Raw genomic sequence first — 19006 nt, 5'->3', positions numbered from 1 at the left:
ATGAAACGAATCGCTCGTCAGTCCACACAAAACCAGAGTGCCGCCGATGTACTGGCCGGCCACGAGGAACTGATCGGCATTCTGAAACGCCACTTGCCGCCGAGTACGGCGACCCTGTTTGCCAAACCCAAAGCGGTTGAAGGGGACGTCATCGAGTGGTACAGCGACCTGGGTGGGCAGCCTTTGCCTTTCACCCAGTTGCCGGCCAGGGAGGCGGCCGAGGTTCGCCACCTGCTCGGTGAACGTCTTGCAGCGGTGGAGCGTTTGGCAACGCAGCTCCAAGGGCAGGGCGCAGATGGCCAGCGGCAGGCAAGCCTGTTGCGCCAGGCCGCTCGCTACCCCGCCGACAGCAACCTCTTCAGCCTGAACGGGCAACCGGTGCTGACCTTCTGGGGCGGTGGACAGCCCCCGCCAGCGATCATCCCACGGCGGTCCGTCGCGGCTGTAGAGGGTGCGGGCGCGCAGGAGAGCGCCGCGGTTGAGGGGCGGCCGCCCCGTCGTTGGTGGCTCTGGGCATTATTGCTGCTGCTTTTGCTCGCGCTCCTGGCAGCGCTCTGGTGGTGGCTGTTCTGCCGCGAGAAGCCGGTGGAAGTGCCGCCGCCCGTGGTGCCTCCTCAAGTCGAGGAGCCCAGGCAAGTGCCACCGGCGCCTGAACCAGAACCTGAACCAGTGGCTAAACCTGAATCTGAGCCTGAGCCTGCGCCTCAACCGGTGCCTGAGCCTCAACCGGAGCCCAAGCCTGCGCCGCCGCCAGCACCGCCGCCACCGCCACCCAAGCCAGTACCACCGCCTAAACCTGATCCAGTCGAGGCACTGGCCAAGCGTGTTGATGCGGCCGGCAGCAACTGCACCACCTTGCAGGGCATGTTGACCCAGGAGCCGCTGCTCAAGAGCAACCCGGCCCTGAAGACCCGGGTTACCGAGCAGCTCCAGCGTCACTGCAAAGAACAGATGATCACCAATGCGAAGAATCTCTGTCCGGATCAACGCCCCAAGGAACTGGCCCCGGAATTGTTGATTGTCTTCGATGCGTCCGGGTCGATGGACATCAGCCTGCTGGCCACCGATGAAGATCTCGAAAGAGCCGGTATGGAGGAGAAGATGGACAGGTTCGCCCGGATGATGACCGGGACGTCAGACACCAGGGCCCGGGAGTATGTGGTGCGTGAGCCCAAGCGCATCACGGCAGCCAAGCAGGCCACCAGCGCCGTCGTGCGGCAACTGTCCAGTGACATCAATGTCGGCCTGGTGCTGGTCGAGGACTGCCCACAGGCCACGAGCGTGGGTTACTTCTCCCCGGGGCAGCGCGGCAATCTGCTGTCGCGCATTGCGGCCATTCAACCCGTCAAGAGCACGCCTCTGGCGGATGGCATCGCCAAGGCCGGGCAGATGCTCGATGGCGTCAATCGTGAGTCGGTGATGCTGGTCGTCTCCGATGGCGTCGAAAGCTGCGGCCGCGACCCTTGTACCGTGGCACGCGCCCTGGCCCGCAGCAAACCCCACTTGAAGATCAATGTGATCGACATTCTCGGCACCGGCGCGGGTAACTGCCTGGCGCAGCTGACTGGCGGCAAGGTCTTCACGGCCAATAACGTCAACGAGTTGTCCTCGATGACCACGCGCGCGGCTCAAGACGTCATGGTCCCCGAGCATTGCAAGCGTTGACGGGGGCTTGGGGTAACGCTTCAGCAGAGCGTTCTCCTGTCCAGAACCCTGAACCTCAAGTGCACGGATGTGCCCTGTTTTTCCTGGATGGTCAGACTCGCTTCGCCGCCGAAGCTTTCCATGATCTGCTTGACCATGATGAACCCTATACCGAGCCTGCCGTGTCGGGTGGTGTAGAAAGACTTGTAGGCCATCATTTGCTGTTGGCGTGCAGAGCCACCCCCGGTGTCGCCAATGGTCAGGTTCAGCCACTGTCGGGCTTCATCCACGCTCGTCTGGATGGTCAGTTTTCCTGCTGTCGGCATCGCTTCTATGGCATTGGCAATGACGCTATTGAAAATCTGCGAAAGCAAAAGCGGATGACTGATTATCCAGGGCGAGGGCTCATTCTTGAACTCGACCTGGATTTTTGCATGACTCAGTTGCGCGCTGAAACTGTCAAGTGTGGCCTGTAGCATCGGCATCGGATCCACCCGTTCTGCCTCGCCGCGGATCGGGCCCAGGCACAGCAGTAATTCCTGCACCCAGCGCGACATCCGATCCACCTGGCCGACAATGTCTTCGATCTGCTTCTTTGCAGGCTGGCCTTCCATGTCTTTCGCCAACTCTGCGCTGGAACGGATGCAAGCCAGTGGATTACGAAGGCTGTGGGCGACGGCGGTGGACATTTCACCCAAGCCAACGTAGGTCTTGTTGGCAACGACTTGCTCCTCTTGCGAGGCCAATTGAACCGAGGTTCGTCGAGCAATCCGGTAAATCGCGAAATAAAGCAGCAGGCCGCCCATCGTGGTCAGCCAGATTATCCAGTGCCCGCGATTGAGGCGTTCAATCAGGTCGAAGGGCTCCCGGTAAATTTCAACCACCGCCAGAATGTTGCCCTGGCCATCGGCGAGAGGGATGTAACTCTCGATGAAGAACTTTTTCGGCGGGTGCAGGAATTTCTGCTCGCTGCGGCCTGCATCAACCTTACTGTATCGAGTGGATATACGTTCTTTGGAGTTGAATGCCTCTTTCAGCTCGTCATTCAAGAATACTTGCCCAACCAACTTCGGGTTGGTGGACCAGATGACGGTTCCAAGGGGAGAGTAAATGGAGATCAGGAGCGAGTTTGGCAGACGCGATAGATAATCCACGAGCTCGGAGCTGACAGCCTGGCTGCTCTGCCTGGTTTCTTCTGACGTCCTCTCATGTTGAACGAATGGCCGGCCTTCCTCGATCTGCATGGCCGCCAGCCCGCGATGACGTATCTCGCCTTTTGCAATGGTCTGGATGAACTGCGCCGACATCAGGGCATCGCGTTCAAGACTTTCCGCGACCAGGAAGTTTGTCGAAAAAGAACCCAACCCAAACGCTATGACGCTGATGAGCAGGAAACTGGCGATCGAAAACCAGCGCAGGAGATTGAATTGTCGAGTGGGTGCAATCGCGTCAGCCGTTCTACGGTGAAAGCGTTTATGCAATACGTCGATTGCCGGCATAGGGCGTACTCCTGGGTATGCTGTGGAAGTTCCAGCAACTTCAACCACTCATCCAAGCCCTGCAGGAGCAGCACTATCCATGCCAATGATTTGTCCGGATGACATGCCCAACACCTGTGCAACGCCGCGCTTGGTGGTGCGCCTTGCAATCATTTCGCCAGGAAAAACGCCAGGCACCCAGCGGGTTTCACAACCCATGTTCGGGGGGATTTCCCCTGCGTTTGGGATAGCGATTGCTCAGGAGGCGTTCACGCTCACGCCTGATCCATCGCCTCGGCCATCCCCTGATCCTCACCCAGAAAACCACCACTCTGATGCTGCCAGAGCCGCGCGTAGGTGCCGTTTCTTTCCAGCAGTTGAGCGTGGGTGCCTTGTTCGATGATGCGTCCCTCATCCATGACAATCAGCCGATCCATGGCCGCAATCGTCGACAGTCGATGGGCGATGGCGATGACGGTCTTGCCCTGCATCATTTCATCGAGGCTTTCCTGGATGGCGACTTCGACTTCGGAGTCCAGGGCGCTGGTGGCCTCGTCGAGTAACAGGATCGGAGCGTTCTTGAGCATCACCCGGGCGATGGCGATGCGTTGGCGCTGGCCGCCCGAGAGCTTGATGCCACGCTCACCCACCAAGGTGTCATAGCCGCTATGGCCTTGCCGATCGCTCAATTGACTGATGAAACCGTCGGCCTGGGCATTCGCCGCGGCGCTGCGGATCTGCGCGTCGGTGGCGTCCGGGCGACCGTAGGCGATGTTGTCGCGAATGGAGCGGTGCAACAGGGATGTGTCCTGAGTGACCATGCCGATGGCGCTGCGCAGGCTGTCCTGGGTCACCTGGGCGATGTTTTGCCCGTCGATGCGAATCTCGCCGCTGTCTACGTCATAGAAACGCAGCAGCAGGTTGATCAGCGTCGATTTGCCTGCACCGGAACGACCCACCAGGCCGATCTTTTCGCCTGGGCGGATGTTCAGACTCAAGCCGTCGAGCACCTGGCGTTCACCGTTGTAGTTGAAGCTCACCTTGTCAAAGGTTACCGCGCCGCCAGAGGGCACCAGCACGCTGGCGTTCGGCGCGTCCTGCACCTTGGGGCCCCGGGTCAGGGTGGCCATGCCATCCTGCACGGTGCCGATGTTTTCGAACAGCGAAGTCATTTGCCACATGATCCAATGCGACATGCCATTGATACGCAACGCCATGGCTGTGATGGCCGCCACGGCACCTGCACCGACCTCACCCTGGTGCCATAGCCACAGGGCATAGCCGCCTGCTGCCATGATCAACGCCACCACCAACGCCTGGTTCACGATCTCGAACTGGCTGACCAGGCGCATCTGGCGAAAGCCGGTTTGCTTGAAATCCTCCATCGCCGCGCGCGCAAAATGCGCTTCACGATTGGAGTGGGAGAACAGTTTCACTGTGGTGATATTGGTGTAGGCGTCGGAAATACGCCCCGTCATTGACGATCGTGCATGGGCCTGTTCCTGCCCGACTTGCCCCAGGCGAGGCACGAAGTACAGCATGGCCAGCCCGAACAACGCGACCCAGGCAATAAAAGGCAGCATGAGTTTCAGGGCGAAGCCGCCGGCCAGTGCGATGATCGCAATGAAGTAAACGCCGATGCCGGGTGCGATTTCGATGAGGGTGAACAGGACTTCGCGCACGGCCAATGCCGTCTGCATCACCTTGGTCGTGACCCGGCCTGAGAATTCATCGGAAAAGAATGAGAGGCTTTGACGCAGCATCAGCCGATGGAAGTCCCAGCGCAGGCGTAGCGGCAAATTGATCGCCAATATCTGGTGCTGCACCATGGTGCGCAGCGCCACCAGCCCGATGCTGGTCAGCAACACGATCGCGATCCCCCACAGCACTCGACTTTCCTGCCCGTTCGCATCGCCACCGGCCTGCCATGTCGAGAGCAGGTCCACGACCTGCCCAAGAAAGGAAAACAGCCAGGCTTCGTAGATCGACACACTGGCACTGAGCAGCGCAAGCAAAAGGACATAACCGCGGGCGCCTCGCATGCAGGCCCACAGGAACCGCATCAGGCCGACAGGCGGTGGTGGAGCTTCGTCGGGGGGAAATGGGTCGAGCCTTTGTTCAAACACGCGAAGCATTGTGGTCTCCGAATTGGTCAGCGTGAGGGGATTCTGCCATTTAATGGTTGCTTTGCGGGTTTGCAGGTTGAGTAATATGGCTAGGGGCCATGCCTCTGCACTAATCAGTTACCATTGGTATAAGGGAATAGTTAGCGACTACTCGCAAGCGTTCCACATGGAAGGGAATCAATAAACATGGATGGTGTGCATTCTGTGCAGGTTATTGCCGTGACCGGCGCAAAGGGCGGCGTCGGCAAGACGACTGTCGCGGTGAATCTTTCGTTGGCGCTTGCGAAACTTGGAAGGCGAGTGGTATTGCTTGATGGCGATCTTGGCTTGGCCAATATCGATACGCTGTTGGGGCTTTCCCGTCAGTACACGCTTGCCGATTTGATTGAAGGTCGCTGTGAGCTGTCCGATGTGCTTGTGCACGGTCCGGGCGGGGTACGAATCGCCCCCGCGGCTTCAGGCATCCAGAGCATGGCTCATTTGTCTGCGGCCCAGCACGCAGGCCTGATCCAGGCCTTCAGTGAAATCGGGGACAGTCTCGATGTGCTGGTCATTGACACAGCTGCAGGCATCGGCGCGTCCGTGATCAGTCTCGTCCGGGCGGCCCACGAAGTCCTGTTGGTGGTCTGCGACGAACCGGCTTCGATCACCGATGCCTACGCACTGATCAAACTGCTCAATCGTGATTACGGCTTAGTCCGCTTCCGGGTGATGGTCAATATGGCGCGTAGCCCTCAGGAGGGTCGCGCCCTGTTCGCCAAACTGGCCAAGGTCACCGATCACTTCCTCGACGTTTCCCTGCGGTATGTGGGAATGGTGCCGTACGATGAATATGCGCGTAGGGCGGTGCGCAAGCAGCGAGCGGTCTACGAACAATTTCCGCACTCGAAGTGCGCCCAGGCATTTCAGGAAATCGCTTTGAAGGTTGACGCTTGGCCTTTACCGGATTCCCCTGGAGGGCATATGGAGTTCTTCGTCGAGCGACTTGTCGAACATTCGAGAAAGCCGTAAAGAGCCTCAAGAGATGGAGAAGAGAAAAGGGATAGATGTATTTTTCCGGATTTATTTTTTCTGGAAATAATCCGTCCCGTTTTCGCGCTGTCGCAGCCTTGCCGGGATTTTTCAGGTCAGTAATACAGGTCGTCTTCGTCATCTCGCAGGTGGCAGTACCACCCATACAGCGAAGCAACAAGGGTGACAACGATCATAGCTATCAGGATGAAGATCAGATAACGCATCGTACTCGGCTGCCTTTTTGGTGCGAGTGTATGGTTGGGATGCGTCCTTGCTGGGGAGCGAATTTAAGCCACGTGGGCAAACTGCTGTCTGTAGGGCAATGCCCTATATGGCGGCTTTTTTTCCTTAGAAGGGGCTAGGGGGTTGCGGTGGGGGTGGCCATTAAACGGCCATTACCTTTATTTTAAGGATATTTCGTAAAGCACGGGGGCGCTGTAGAGGCAGCAGGGGTCGAATGTGCAGTTACACTCGAGAGGTGGCTTGGCTAGCAATCAGGGTGCTAGCGTAAGGAAAATTGGCAAGAGCGGCAAAATGACTCTAGAAGAACTTGCAATTGAAGAAGCTGCTATTGCGTTCGCGAAGGCTCAGCGTGCCTCAATCGCCCGAAAAATTGCCAACACCGACATCTTTATTCCTGAAAAATCGCCGATAACTGTTTTCATGGCCGGGTCACCAGGTGCGGGCAAGACCGAGGTCTCCAAAGCTATGGTGGAGGCTTTTGAAAGCGGGGACTTGGGCTTTGCAAGGCAGCGTGTGCTCCGTATCGATCCTGATGAATTTCGAAGCTTGCTTCCTGGGTACACTGGATGTAACTCATATTTGTTCCAGCGGGCAGTAACAAAGATTCTCGAAAAGGTTTTGGATCGTGCATTTGAAAAGCGTTTGTCGTTCATTCTCGATGGGACGATGGCGAATATCGAGGTGGCAAAACGAAATATTGATAGGGTATTGAGGTATGGTGGCGTTGCACAAATCATGTATGTCTATCAGCGGCCGGAGTTGGCTTGGGATTTTGTAAAAGCTCGGGAGATAACCGAGGGGCGAAACATTCCAATGGATGAGTTCGTTCGCCAATACTTGGCTGTGCGTAGGAACATCGCCGAACTAAGACGCTGCTACGACGTAAATGTTTATGTTGATCTACTCATTAAGAATACTGATGGCTCAGACGAGTCATACGAGGAAGGCGTTTCGGCGGAGCAGATTGACGCTATGCTTCCTGAAACCTATGATCAGGTTGAGCTCATCAAGCTCCTAACCGAGGTCGACAGAAATGACTGCAGCTAAGACCGGAAAAACCAGTCCTATGGCTGAATTTTTCTGCAATGCGTCCCCAGAGACGAAACGGGGCGTGTTCAAAAATGTGATCAGCAAGGCCATTGCTTCTCAACGCGATGTTGTCGAGAAAGCAGAGGCCATCAAGAACGCACACAAAACTGAGAAGACTTCAGCTTACTCGGATCGTGAGACTGACGAAAAAGCTCAGCTCAGCAAAGTGTCGTAATGCTCTTATGCGTTCGAATCGCAGCAGGTTTCCCCGAAAATCCGATACCGGATCTCTGGCATCGGATTTTTTATGTTTGTTCAGTAGGATCTGCTCGAGATCGACGACCTTTTCAACTTCTGCAGCGCGACGCCAGACTGCACAAAACACACTCAAAGCGAAGCCGATTCCTGTGGTGAGCGTACCAGCGTAGGCAGTGCGCACCTTGGGCGGTGATGAGAGCTTCAGTTCTTGTGTCGTAAGCTCAGAAACGACAAAGCCCTGAATAATCAGGGCTTTGTCGTATCAGATATGGCGGAGGCGATGGGATTCGAACTCATGGACCTGTTACAGTCGACGGTTTTCAAGACCGTTGCCTTAAACCACTCGGCCACACCTCCGTTTGTGTTGCGGGCGCCATAATACCTGAATGAAACACACTGTCAAACTCTCTGCATAGCTTGTTACAGGGCGTCTGTTATGATCTTTGCGACTGAACGTTTCAAACCAACAGGAGTGTCGCCATGCGCGAACAGGATTACGCAGTTAATAACAGCGTGCAGGCTGAGCAGCTAGAGGTTAGCCGCGTCCTGCGCAACACATACGGCTTGCTCGCTCTCACCCTCGCATTCAGCGGCGTGATGGCGTTTGTCGCCCAGCAGATGCGTGTCGGCTACCCGAACATCTTCGTGGTGCTGATCGGTTTCTACGGCCTTTTCTTCCTCACCAACAAGCTTCGTGATTCCGCCTGGGGCCTGGTGTCCGCCTTTGCCCTGACCGGTTTCATGGGCTTCCTGCTCGGCCCGATCCTCAACCGTTACCTGGGCATGCAGGGCGGTGCCGAGGTCGTGAGTTCGGCGTTTGCGATGACAGCCCTGGTGTTCGGCGGTCTGTCGGCCTATGTGCTGATCACCCGCAAGGACATGAGCTTCCTCGGCGGTTTCATCACGGCGGGCTTCTTTGTGCTGCTGGGTGCGACGCTGGCCAGCTTCTTCTTCCAGATCAGCGGCCTGCAACTGGCGATCAGCGCGGGCTTCGTGCTGTTCTCCTCGGTTTGCATCCTGTTCCAGACCAGCGCCATCATCCACGGCGGCGAGCGTAACTACATCATGGCTACCATCAGCCTGTATGTATCGATCTACAACCTGTTCATCAGCTTGTTGCAGCTGTTTGGCATCATGAGCCGCGATGATTGATCGCCAGCCATGATTGAAAAAACCCGCTTCGGCGGGTTTTTTTATGCCCGGCTTCTGTACCGGCGGCTATGCCATGGGTGGCAGGCGGCGCTTGACCGGGGTTTTCTTGACGATGGCGGTGTTGGTTTCGGCGTGGGTGTTGAGGCGGTCGAGCAGGGTGTCCAGTTGTTCCATCGAGCGCACATGCAGGCGGGCGATGAAGCAGTCGTCACCGGTGACCTTGTCGCACTCGGTGAACTCGGGGATGGCCATGATCTGCCGTTCCACTTCCTGCAACTGGCCGGGCAGCGGGCGGATGCGCACGATGGCCTGCAGCTGATAACCGAAACACTTCGGGTCGATTTCCACGGTGTAGCCCTTGAGCACCCCACGTTCCTCGAGACGGCGCAGGCGCTCGGCGACGCTGGGAGAGGACAGGCCGCTGATCTGCGCCAGGGCCTTGAGCGAACGTCGCGAGTCTTCCATCAAGGCGGTGATCAGCACCTGGTCGATGTCATCGGTCATGGCGAAACCTCAATTAGGCAGTTATGCAAAATTGCCTTCGCATTAAAGGCAGATTCGAAGTTTAGCCTGCTTTTTGCACTGGAGCAGCGCCCCGGTCAATTGGCATACTTTGCCCATCAATCACAGGAGTCTGATGATGGACAACTCGATACGTCGCGGCTCGTTCGAAATGACCGCCGCCATGCTGATCTCCGGGACCATTGGCTGGTTCGTGCTGGTGTCCGGGCAACCGGTGCTGGATGTGGTGTTCTGGCGCTGCCTGTTCGGCGCCGGCACCTTGCTGTTGATTTGCGCGGCCTTCGGTTTTTTGCGTGCGGACATCCTGACCCGCACCACCTTCCTGCTGGCGGTGCTCAGCGGCGTGGCGATCGTCGGCAACTGGGTGCTGCTGTTCGCCTCTTATTCCCGGGCCTCGATTGCCATCGGGACGGCGGTCTACAACGTCCAGCCGTTCATGCTGGTGGGGCTGGCGGCGCTGTTTCTCAACGAAAAAATCACCCTGCAGAAACTGGCCTGGCTGGCGGTTTCCTTTCTCGGGATGCTGGCGATCGTCAGTGCCCATGGCGGTCAGGGCGAAAGCGGCAGCCAGTACCTGATCGGCATTGTCCTGGCGCTGGGGGCAGCGTTCCTTTACGCGATCGCGGCGTTGATCATCAAGCGCCTGACCGGGACGCCACCGCATCTGATTGCGCTGATCCAGGTCAGCACCGGCGTGCTGCTGCTCGCGCCATTCGCGCATTTTTCGGCGCTGCCGCAAGCGCCGGGCGAGTGGGGCAGCCTGGTGACGCTGGGCATCGTGCACACCGGCGTGATGTATGTGTTGTTGTATGGCGCGATCCAGAAACTGCCGACGGCGCTGACCGGCGCGCTGTCGTTCATCTACCCGATTGCGGCGATCTTCGTCGACTGGTTTGCCTTCGGCCATCGCCTGGAACCGCTGCAATGGATTGGGGTTGCCGCGATTCTGCTGGCCGCTGCCGGCATGCAGCAGGGCTGGAGTTTGAAATTCCGGCGCACAGTGACCCCATGAACCCGTCAGATGTTCCAGTTCGGCGCGGTCCTGGCCAGGCGCTGGCGCATATCGCCGATGTTGGCGGCCAGTTGCTCAGTCAATAAACGGTAACCGTCCAGGGCGTTGTACACCGGTGCTTTGAGACTGACGACCGGTAACGCCATGGGGCGGTTCAGCCGCTCGGTGACGCCGGACTTCAGCGCCCGAGCCATGCCGATCAATTGCACGCGAATCAGCCGATGCTCCGCTTTCAATGCCGTTTGCAGGTCACTGGCGTCCGGCCGGGTGTTGCCCAGTATCTCCAGGGTGCTGACACACAGACGCAGTTGGCGCTGGATGGCATCGAGTTCGGTCATGGAAATCTTCACCTCCTTGGACACCGATGGCATCAGTGAGCGCAGCTGCACCATCACGGTGTTGAGGCGGCCCATCAGCTTGAGGTGTTCGTCGGCCGTCACCGATTGGCCGCTGATGATGCGCCCGTAGAGTGTCGCGCAATCTCGCAAGGCGTCAGCCAGGTTGTAACGCCAGGAATAGACCGCATAGAGCGGCAGGGCGAAGGAAAACGCCAGCGCCAGGGCAATGCCGATCAGGATGTCGACCCCGCGCCACAGCCCGTCGGAGACTGGATTGTCACCATGGCCGGCGACGATGAAGACGGTAATGCCGGCCAGCAGCGCGGTGTAGCCGCCTTTGCCGATGGCGTGGTACGAGAAAAATCCGCACACCACCGCCATGGCGAAATAGGTCAGCCACGGCATGCCGAGCCAGGACTGTTGCACCACCAGCACCAGGCCGACAGCCGCCCCGACCAGGGTGCCGATGGCGCGCTCGGCGGCTTTTTTGCCGATGTTGCCATGGTGCTGCAAGCCGCCGATCACCACCAGCATCGTCACAGAGGCCCACTCGCCGTGGGGCAGGTGGATGCCGGTGGTCAGCAGGATCGACGCCAGTAACCCGAGCGACACCCGTACCGCATGGATCATCCGCGCATGGCGATAGCGCCGGTACGGGTCCAGCAACGGACGCAGTAACCGACGCAGCAGCGGTGGCAGGCGAAGGGCCGTGGATGCGCTCAGGTTGGCTCTCCTCAGAAGATGTAATCAGTGGTCAGGAAGCTGGAACTGCGGCCGCTGATGATCTCGCTGATGAGATCCTTGTTGGTCTCCTGGAACTTGGTCGCCACCAGCGTGCGGATCGAAAACACCCTTAGGGCGTCATGGACCGACAAGGTGCCCTCGGCGGAATTTTTCCGGCCGTTGAACGGGTAGGTGTCCGGGCCGCGCTGACATTGGGCGTTGAGGTTGATGCGCCCGACCTGGTTGGCGAAGGTATCGACCAGTCGGCCGACCGCCACCGGGTTGGTGCCGAAGATGCTCAGTTGCTGGCCGAAGTCCGATTCGAGGACGTAATCGATCACCGTGTCCAGATGGCGATAGGGCACGATCGGCACCACCGGGCCAAATTGCTCTTCCTGGTAGACCCGCATCTGCGGCGTCACCGGGTACAGCACGGCAGGGTAGAAGAACGACGCGCGGGCCTCGCCGCCATGGGGGTTCACCACTTTGGCGCCCTTGCTTTCGGCGTCGGCCACCAATGAGTGCAGGTAATCGACCTTGGATGACTCCGGCAGCGGCGTCAGGGCCACGCCGCTGTCCCAGGGCATGCCGGGCTTGAGCGTGGCGAGCTTGGCGTTGAATTTCTCGATGAAGGCATCGACTACGTCTTCATGGACAAAAAGAATCTTCAACGCGGTGCAACGCTGGCCGTTGAAGGACAGGGCGCCGGTGACGGCTTCGTTGACCGCGTTGTCCAGGTCTACCTCCGGCAGGACGATACCGGGGTTCTTCGCATCGAGTCCCAGCGCCGCACGCAGGCGATGGGGCCTTGGATGCAGTTTCTTCAGGTCGCTGGCGGCCTTGTTGGTGCCGATGAAGGCAAAGATGTCGATGTTGCCGCTGGCCATCAGCGCACTGACCGTCTCGCGCCCGCTGCCGTAGATCACGTTGATCACCCCGGCCGGGAAGCTGTCGCGGAAGGCCTCGAGCAATGGGCGAATCAACAGCACGCCAAGCTTGGCCGGCTTGAACACCACGGTGTTGCCCATGATCAGCGCCGGGATCAGCGTGGTGAAGGTTTCGTTCAGCGGATAGTTGTAGGGCCCCATGCACAGCGCCACGCCCAGCGGTACGCGGCGGATCTGGCCGAGGGTGTCCTGTTCCAGCTCGAAGCGGCTGGAGCGACGGTCGAGTTCCTTGAGGGCGTTGATGGTGTCGACGATGTAGTCGCAGGTGCGGTCGAATTCCTTCTCCGAGTCCTTGAGGTTCTTGCCGATTTCCCACATCAGCAACTTGACCACCGCGTCGCGCTGTTCGCGCATGTGGCCGAGGAAGGTTTCGACGTGCTGGATGCGCTCGGCCACGCGCATGGTCGGCCACAAACCCTGGCCGCGATCATAGGCGCGCACCGCGGCATCGAGGGCGGTCAGGGCGGTGGCGGCATCCAGCAGCGGCGTGCTGCCGAGGATGACTTGTTCATCGCCGCCGGGGCCTGCGAGGTACACCGGGCTGCGAACCTGGGCGAGGGGACCTGGCCAGGTCTTGAGGACGCCGTCGACCAGGTACTCACGTTGTTCGGTCGGGCCGTCGAGACGGTATTTTTCCGGGATGCTGACGGCATCGGGAAACAGGTTGCCAAGGATCTGTGCTGTGGTCATGTCGCTACCCCGTGTGTAGTGTCAGCCGTGCGCTTATGGCTAGCCGTTGAAGAATCCGGTTCAAGGGTTATACGCCTTGTTGATGCGGTTTTTTAGCTGCAATCGAGCGCTGATGGGCAGAATAGAGGGGTGAAGCTGTGGTTGTTGTGCTTCAAGCGTAGACCGCAAACGGCGTTGGGTGAAACGCGATCTTTTGACCTGGGAGCACACAATGGCGGGTGTCGAGGTTAAACTTCGCGCTCTTTCATAAGGAGTTCACATGAGTCACTACCAGCCGGGCATCCTCGCCACCCCTGTTCCGCCTCTCGCTCGTCATATGTTTTTCGCCCTGGAATCGGTGGCTGCACTGCCGGCTGCGCTGGACAAGCTGATGCAACTGGTGGACGGCAAATCGGCGGTGGTCGGTTTCGGTGAGTCCCTGGTCAAGGCCCTCGACGGGCATATCGAAGGCTTGCGGTCATTTCCGGCGCTGGCCGGTGTCGGTGTCGACAACCCGTCGACGCAACAGGCGCTGTGGTGCTGGTTGCACGGTACCGACCGTGGCGAACTGCTCAACCGCAGCCACGCCTTCGAGGCGGCCTTGGCGCCGGCCCTGCGCCTGGTGCAAGTCACCGAGGGTTTCCGCCACCGTGACGGCCATGACCTGACCGGCTACGAAGACGGCACCGAAAACCCCCGTGACGAAGCCGCCGCGGCCGCCGCGCTGGTGGGGGCGGGCGTCGAGGGCACGGTGGGCGGCAGTTTTGCCGCGCTCCAGCAGTGGCAGCATGACCTCAAGGGTTTTCGCGCGATGCCGTCCCATGAGACGGATGACATCATGGGCCGTCGCCTGAGCGATAACGAAGAACTCGACGACGCACCGATCTCTGCCCACGTCAAACGCACCGCCCAGGAGAGTTTTGCCCCTGAAGCGTTCGTGGTTCGCCGCTCGATGCCGTGGATCGAAGGCGACCGCGCCGGGCTGATGTTCCTGGCCTTCGGTTTTTCCCTTGATGCCTTCGAGGTTCAGCTGCGACGCATGAGTGGGCTGGAGGACGGTATTACCGATGGCTTGTACCGCATCAGCCGTCCGATCACCGGCGGCTATTACTGGTGCCCGCCGTTGAAGGATGGCCATCTCGACCTGCGTGCGCTGCGCATCGGCTGAGACATTATCTGTAGGAGCCGGCTTGCCGGCGAATAGGGCGATGCGGTGAGTCAGGCATACCGCTTTCGCTGGCAAGCCAGCTCCTACAGTGAATCTAACCTTATGCTCAAACGGTATTTCTCATTCCCGTACTTAGAACCATAAGATCACATCATAACTCGTTATGACAAGTGATCCTCATGACCGATAACGTTCTATCCCTCAGCCCTCTTTCACACAGCAGTGTCCCGCTGCACACCCAGCTGCGCGACATCCTCCGTGCGCGCATCCTCGACGGTGAATACCCGCAGGACAGCCAGATGCCTTCCGAAAGCGAGCTCGGCACACTGTTCAAGGTCAGCCGCATCACGGTGCGCCAGGCCCTCGGCGATCTGCAGAAGGAAGGGCTGATCTTCAAGATCCACGGCAAGGGCACCTTCGTCGCCAAGCCGAAAACCTTCCAGAACGTCAGCACCCTGCAAGGCCTCGCCGAGTCCATGACCGGTCGCGGTTATGAGGTGATCAACCGCCTGCGCAGCTTCAAATTCATCGCCGCCGACAAGCTGGTCGCCGAACGCTTGCAGGTTGCCGAAGGCGAGACCGTGGCGCAGATCAAGCGGGTACGGCTGATCAACCGCGAGCCGATTTCGCTGGAAATCACCTACCTGCCCAAAGCCCTTGGCGAACGCCTGGAGAAGGCTGACCTGGTCACCCGCGACATCTTCCTGATCCTGGAAAACGACTGCGGCCTGGCCCTGGGTCACGCTGACCTCGCCATCGACGCGGTGCTGGCCGACAGCGACCTGACCCAGGCGCTGAACGTCGAGGCCGGCTCGCCGATCATGCGCATCGAGCGCCTGACCCACGACGCCCAAGGCCGCCCAGTGGACTTCGAACACCTTTACTACCGTGGCGATGCCTTCCAGTACCGCCTGCGGATCGACCGGCAAAAAGGGGATCAGGCATGACCCGAACGACACTGGAACAGGAATACGACATCGTCGTGATCGGCGGCGGCACCGCGGGGCCCATGGCGGCGATCAAGGCCAAGGAGCGCAACCGCGATCTGCGCGTGTTGTTGATCGACAAGGCCAACGTCAAGCGCAGCGGCGCGATCAGCATGGGCATGGACGGCCTGAACAACGCGATCATTCCCGGCCACTCGACACCGGAGCAGTACACCAAGGAAATCACCATCGCCAACGACGGCATCGTCAATCAGGCCGCGGTGTATGCCTACGCCACCCACAGTTTCGAGACCATCGAGCAACTGGACCGCTGGGGCGTGAAGTTCGAGAAGGACGAGACCGGCGACTACGCGGTGAAGAAGGTCCACCACATGGGCGCCTACGTGCTGCCGATGCCGGAAGGGCATGACATCAAGAAAGTGCTCTACCGGCAGTTGAAGCGGGCACGGGTGAGCATCACCAACCGCCTGGTCTGCACCCGCTTGCTGACTGGCAGCGAGGGGGCGGTCAACGGCGTGATGGGGTTCGATTGCCGCACCGCCGACTTCCATGTGATCAAGGCCAAGGCGGTGATCCTAGCCTGCGGTGCCGCCGGGCGCCTGGGCCTGCCGGCCTCGGGGTACCTGATGGGCACCTACGAAAACCCGACCAATGCCGGCGACGGTTACGCCATGGCCTATCACGCCGGGGCGGAACTGGCGAACCTGGAATGCTTCCAGATCAACCCGCTGATCAAGGACTACAACGGCCCGGCCTGCGCCTATGTTACGGGTCCCCTGGGCGGCTACACCGCCAACAACAAGGGCGAGCGCTTCATCGAGTGCGACTACTGGAGCGGGCAGATGATGTGGGAGTTCCACCAGGAACTGGATAGCGGCAACGGCCCGGTGTTCCTCAAGCTCGATCACCTGGCCGAGGAAACCATCCAGAACATCGAAGAGATCCTGCACAGCAACGAGCGGCCGAGCCGCGGTCAGTTCCACGCCAATCGCGGCACCGATTACCGCACGCAGATGGTCGAGATGCACATCTCCGAGATCGGCTTTTGCAGCGGGCATTCGGCGTCGGGGGTGTGGGTCAACGAGAAGGCCGAGACGTCGGTCAAAGGCCTGTATTCGGCGGGTGACATGGCCGCGGTGCCGCACAACTACATGCTCGGTGCGTTCACCTATGGCTGGTTTGCCGGCAACAATGCGGCGGACTTCGTCGCCGGCCGCGAGTTTTCAGCGCTGGATGCCGAGCAGATCGAAATCGAGAAACAGCGGGTCTATGCGCCCCTTGATCGCGAACACGGCCTGCCACCGGCCCAGGTCGAGTACAAGCTGCGCCGCTTCGTCAACGACTACCTGCAGCCGCCGAAAGTGACGAAAAAGATGCAGATCGGCCTGCAACGCTTCAGCGACATCCAGCGCGACCTCGATCAGATCAAGGCCCATAACGCCCATGAGCTGATGCGTGCCATGGAAGTCAGCATGATCCGCGACTGCGCCGAAATGGCCGCCCGCGCTTCGCTGTTCCGCGCCGAAAGTCGCTGGGGGCTTTACCACTACCGGGTCGATCATCCGCAGCGCAACGACAGCGACTGGTTCTGTCACTGCCATCTGAAGAAGGGGGAAGACGGCCTGATGAGGAGTTTCAAGAAAGCCGTCGAGCCTTACATCATCCCGCTGGACGCCGATGAAATGCAGGCCTACGACCGGTTGCGGGTCGGTGCCGATGCGGCTTGAGCATGACACTAGAGAGAGACCGTGAAATGGCCTACCAACCCCAGGAAATATTCTTTCGCTCCAATGCACCGGTCACCGTCGATGAGGACCTGTGCATCGCCCACAAAGGCTGCACCGTGTGCGTCGACGTCTGCCCGATGGACCTGCTGGCGATCAACCCGGCCACGCAAAAGGCCTACATGGCCTTTGATGAATGCTGGTACTGCATGCCCTGTGAAAAGGACTGCCCGACGGGGGCGGTGAAAGTCGATATCCCTTATTTGCTGCGTTGAAACACAATCAATGTGGGAGCGGGCTTGCTCGCGAAGACGCCGGCATGGCTGGCATCTCCATTGACTGAAAAGGACGCTTTCGCGAGCAAGCCCGCTCCCACAGGGGATCGCGTACAGACAAATCAAAACGCCATCCGGCCACCCCCGGACGCTTGCTTCAAGACACCCCTCGTTTCCCACCACGCCCTGATCGTGGCGGAGACGAACATCCTATAAATGATTCGAGGGGAAACACTCATGCTCTTACGTGCAGCGATTGCCGGTCTGGTACTGGCTTCATTCACCTTGTCGGCCCAGGCCGAAACCATCCGCATTGCCATCGGCACCCAGGACACCACCATCAACTGCGCCGCCGGCGGCCTGTTGATTCGCGAGCTGGGCCTGCTGGACAAATACCTGCCCCACGACGGCCAGTACAAAGACGCCCAGTACGACATCGAGTGGAAGAACTTCACCAGTGGCGCGCCGCTAACCAACGAGATGGTCGCCGGCAAGCTCGACTTTGGCGCCATGGCCGACTTCCCTGGTTCATTCAACGGCGTGGCGTTTGAAACCGCCGGCAAGCACAGCCTGTTCATCAGCGTGCTGTCGGGAAGCACCCAGGGCAGTGGCAACGGCATCGTGGTGCCGAGCGCCTCGGGTGTGCAGTCGCTGGCCGAACTCAAGGGCAAGACCATCTCCGTGCCGTTCGCCTCGACCGCCCACGGCATGTTGCTGCGCGCGGTGGCGGCCCAGGGCTGGGACCCGCTCAAGGACGTGAACATCATCGCCCAGCCGCCGGAAGTCGCCGGTTCCGCGTTGCAGGCCGGCAAGATCGACGCCCATGCCGACTTCGTGCCGTTCGCCGAACTGTTCCCGAGCCGCGGGTTCGCGCGCAAGATCTACGACGGTTCCCAGGCCGGCGCGCCGACCTTCCACGGGGCGCTGGTCGACCAGGCCTATGCGAAGAAATACCCGGAAGTCGTCGTCGCCTACCTGCGCGCCAGCCTCGAAGCCAATCAGCTACTCGCCGCCGAGCCTGAGAAGTACAGCGAACTGATCGCCAAGGTCACCGGGGTCGACGCCGAGGTCAACTACCTGTTCCACGGCCCCCTCGGCGTACAGACTCGCGACCTCACCTGGAAACCTGAATACCGCCAGGCCGTCGGTACCGCTATCGATACCCTTAAGTTGTTGAAGAAAGCCGATCGCGGGCTCGACCTGAATACCTTTATCGACGACCAGTACATCCGCGCCGCGTTCAAGGCCTCGAAGCTGGACTACAACGCGCAGCTTGCGAACTACCAGCAGACGCCGCTTAAAGCCGTCGATGCCTCCAGCGGCGAAGCCATCACCGACTTCAGCCATGTGGCCGAGATCTGGGTGCGCGGCGAGCCGAAAGTCCGTCAGTACGCTTCGGCGCAAGCGGCATTCACCGCGCTGGCCGCGCTGAAGCAGGAAGGCAAGAACATCCGCGCGGTGTATGCCCAGGCCGCTGACAGCGGGATCAAGTTGCTGGCGGACCAGGCGTGGTTTGCCAGTGATGCCAAGGGGCATTTGAGTGCATTCCTGCTCAAAGGCCAGGCCCAACAATTCGCCACGGCACAGGGCGGCAAGGTGTTCGATTTCACCGACGCCACTACCCAGGCCGTGGCCGCCCGCTAACCGCAAAACACCTCGAACCTGTAGGAGCTGGCTTGCCAGCGAAGGCGCCCGACCAGCCAACATCAATGTTGACTGACACACCGCAATCGCTGG

General features: G+C 59.7%; 16 protein-coding genes and 1 tRNA gene. 11 read left to right on the top strand and 6 right to left on the bottom strand.

Annotation, left to right across the window (positions count from 1 at the left end; translation table 11 throughout):
- Entirely contained in the window at positions 1 to 1665 is a 1665-nt protein-coding gene (locus SOP95_RS04910; RefSeq protein ID WP_323606415.1) for a hypothetical protein, read from the top strand.
- A 20-nt stretch (positions 1666 to 1685) separates the two neighbouring features.
- Here the strand turns inward: SOP95_RS04910 and SOP95_RS04905 are convergent, their stop codons facing one another.
- Together SOP95_RS04905 and SOP95_RS04900 are read right to left on the bottom strand one after the other, a co-directional pair.
- A complete protein-coding gene (locus SOP95_RS04905; protein WP_323606414.1) occupies positions 1686 to 3143 on the bottom strand; it encodes a sensor histidine kinase in 1458 nt (485 codons plus the stop codon).
- 254 nt (positions 3144 to 3397) lie between these two features.
- Entirely contained in the window at positions 3398 to 5257 is a 1860-nt protein-coding gene (locus SOP95_RS04900) for an ABC transporter ATP-binding protein (protein WP_274075885.1), read from the bottom strand.
- Positions 5258 to 5434: 177 nt separating this feature from the next.
- Between SOP95_RS04900 and SOP95_RS04895 the strand changes: the two genes are divergently transcribed.
- From SOP95_RS04895 to SOP95_RS04885, 3 genes are all read left to right on the top strand, one after another.
- The gene (locus tag SOP95_RS04895) at positions 5435 to 6259 is read left to right on the top strand and encodes a MinD/ParA family protein (protein WP_323606412.1); all 825 of its coding nucleotides are present in this window, start codon (positions 5435 to 5437) and stop codon (positions 6257 to 6259) included.
- Between the two features lie 537 nt (positions 6260 to 6796).
- The gene (locus tag SOP95_RS04890) at positions 6797 to 7552 is read left to right on the top strand and encodes a zeta toxin family protein (RefSeq protein WP_274075887.1); all 756 of its coding nucleotides are present in this window, start codon (positions 6797 to 6799) and stop codon (positions 7550 to 7552) included.
- Positions 7539 to 7769, top strand: coding sequence for a hypothetical protein (locus SOP95_RS04885; RefSeq protein WP_274075888.1), 231 nt, complete (start codon positions 7539 to 7541; stop codon positions 7767 to 7769). The genes SOP95_RS04890 and SOP95_RS04885 overlap by 14 nt, the downstream gene beginning before the upstream one ends.
- 292 nt (positions 7770 to 8061) lie before the next feature.
- Here the strand turns inward: SOP95_RS04885 and SOP95_RS04880 are convergent.
- A tRNA-Ser gene (locus SOP95_RS04880) sits at positions 8062 to 8149 on the bottom strand.
- 123 nt (positions 8150 to 8272) lie between these two features.
- Between SOP95_RS04880 and SOP95_RS04875 the strand changes: the two genes are divergently transcribed.
- Positions 8273 to 8944, top strand: coding sequence for a Bax inhibitor-1/YccA family protein (locus tag SOP95_RS04875; RefSeq protein WP_034147218.1), 672 nt, complete (start codon positions 8273 to 8275; stop codon positions 8942 to 8944).
- Between the two features lie 66 nt (positions 8945 to 9010).
- Here SOP95_RS04875 and SOP95_RS04870 read toward each other — a convergent pair whose 3' ends face one another.
- Positions 9011 to 9448 carry an Lrp/AsnC family transcriptional regulator gene (locus tag SOP95_RS04870; RefSeq protein WP_007987480.1) on the bottom strand — a complete coding sequence of 146 codons (438 nt, stop codon included), beginning with the start codon at positions 9446 to 9448 and terminating at the stop codon, positions 9011 to 9013.
- 136 nt (positions 9449 to 9584) lie between these two features.
- On the opposite strand from SOP95_RS04870, the gene SOP95_RS04865 reads away from it, so the two are divergent.
- Positions 9585 to 10478, top strand: a complete 894-nt coding sequence (locus SOP95_RS04865) for a DMT family transporter (protein WP_323606410.1) — start codon at positions 9585 to 9587, stop codon at positions 10476 to 10478.
- Between the two features lie 5 nt (positions 10479 to 10483).
- On the opposite strand, the gene SOP95_RS04860 is transcribed toward SOP95_RS04865, so the two are convergent.
- On the bottom strand, positions 10484 to 11506 hold the full coding sequence (locus tag SOP95_RS04860; protein WP_323606439.1) for an FUSC family protein: 1023 nt from the start codon (positions 11504 to 11506) through the stop codon (positions 10484 to 10486).
- Positions 11507 to 11550: 44 nt separating this feature from the next.
- On the bottom strand, positions 11551 to 13176 hold the full coding sequence (locus SOP95_RS04855) for an NADP-dependent glyceraldehyde-3-phosphate dehydrogenase (protein ID WP_323606409.1): 1626 nt from the start codon (positions 13174 to 13176) through the stop codon (positions 11551 to 11553).
- Between the two features lie 259 nt (positions 13177 to 13435).
- Between SOP95_RS04855 and SOP95_RS04850 the strand changes: the two genes are divergently transcribed.
- The 5 genes from SOP95_RS04850 (at position 13436) to SOP95_RS04830 (ending at position 18913) form a co-directional block, all read left to right on the top strand.
- On the top strand, positions 13436 to 14323 hold the full coding sequence (locus SOP95_RS04850; RefSeq protein ID WP_323606408.1) for a Dyp-type peroxidase: 888 nt from the start codon (positions 13436 to 13438) through the stop codon (positions 14321 to 14323).
- Positions 14324 to 14502: 179 nt separating this feature from the next.
- Entirely contained in the window at positions 14503 to 15270 is a 768-nt protein-coding gene (locus SOP95_RS04845) for a GntR family transcriptional regulator (RefSeq protein WP_323606406.1), read from the top strand.
- Positions 15267 to 16997, top strand: a complete 1731-nt coding sequence (locus SOP95_RS04840) for a fumarate reductase/succinate dehydrogenase flavoprotein subunit (RefSeq protein ID WP_323606405.1) — start codon at positions 15267 to 15269, stop codon at positions 16995 to 16997. Before SOP95_RS04845 ends, SOP95_RS04840 begins: the two co-directional genes overlap by 4 nt.
- A 26-nt stretch (positions 16998 to 17023) precedes the next feature.
- Complete coding sequence (locus tag SOP95_RS04835) at positions 17024 to 17269, top strand: 4Fe-4S dicluster domain-containing protein (protein WP_008060065.1); 246 nt, start codon at positions 17024 to 17026, stop codon at positions 17267 to 17269.
- 237 nt (positions 17270 to 17506) lie between these two features.
- Positions 17507 to 18913, top strand: a complete 1407-nt coding sequence (locus SOP95_RS04830) for an ABC transporter substrate-binding protein (protein WP_323606403.1) — start codon at positions 17507 to 17509, stop codon at positions 18911 to 18913.
- Positions 18914 to 19006 lie beyond the last annotated feature (93 nt).

Origin of the sequence: Pseudomonas sp. YuFO8, assembly GCF_035065025.1 — a bacterium.
Classification (GTDB): Bacteria; Pseudomonadota; Gammaproteobacteria; order Pseudomonadales; family Pseudomonadaceae; genus Aquipseudomonas; species Aquipseudomonas putida_AE.
This window is presented reverse-complemented; position numbering and strand designations above follow the sequence as displayed.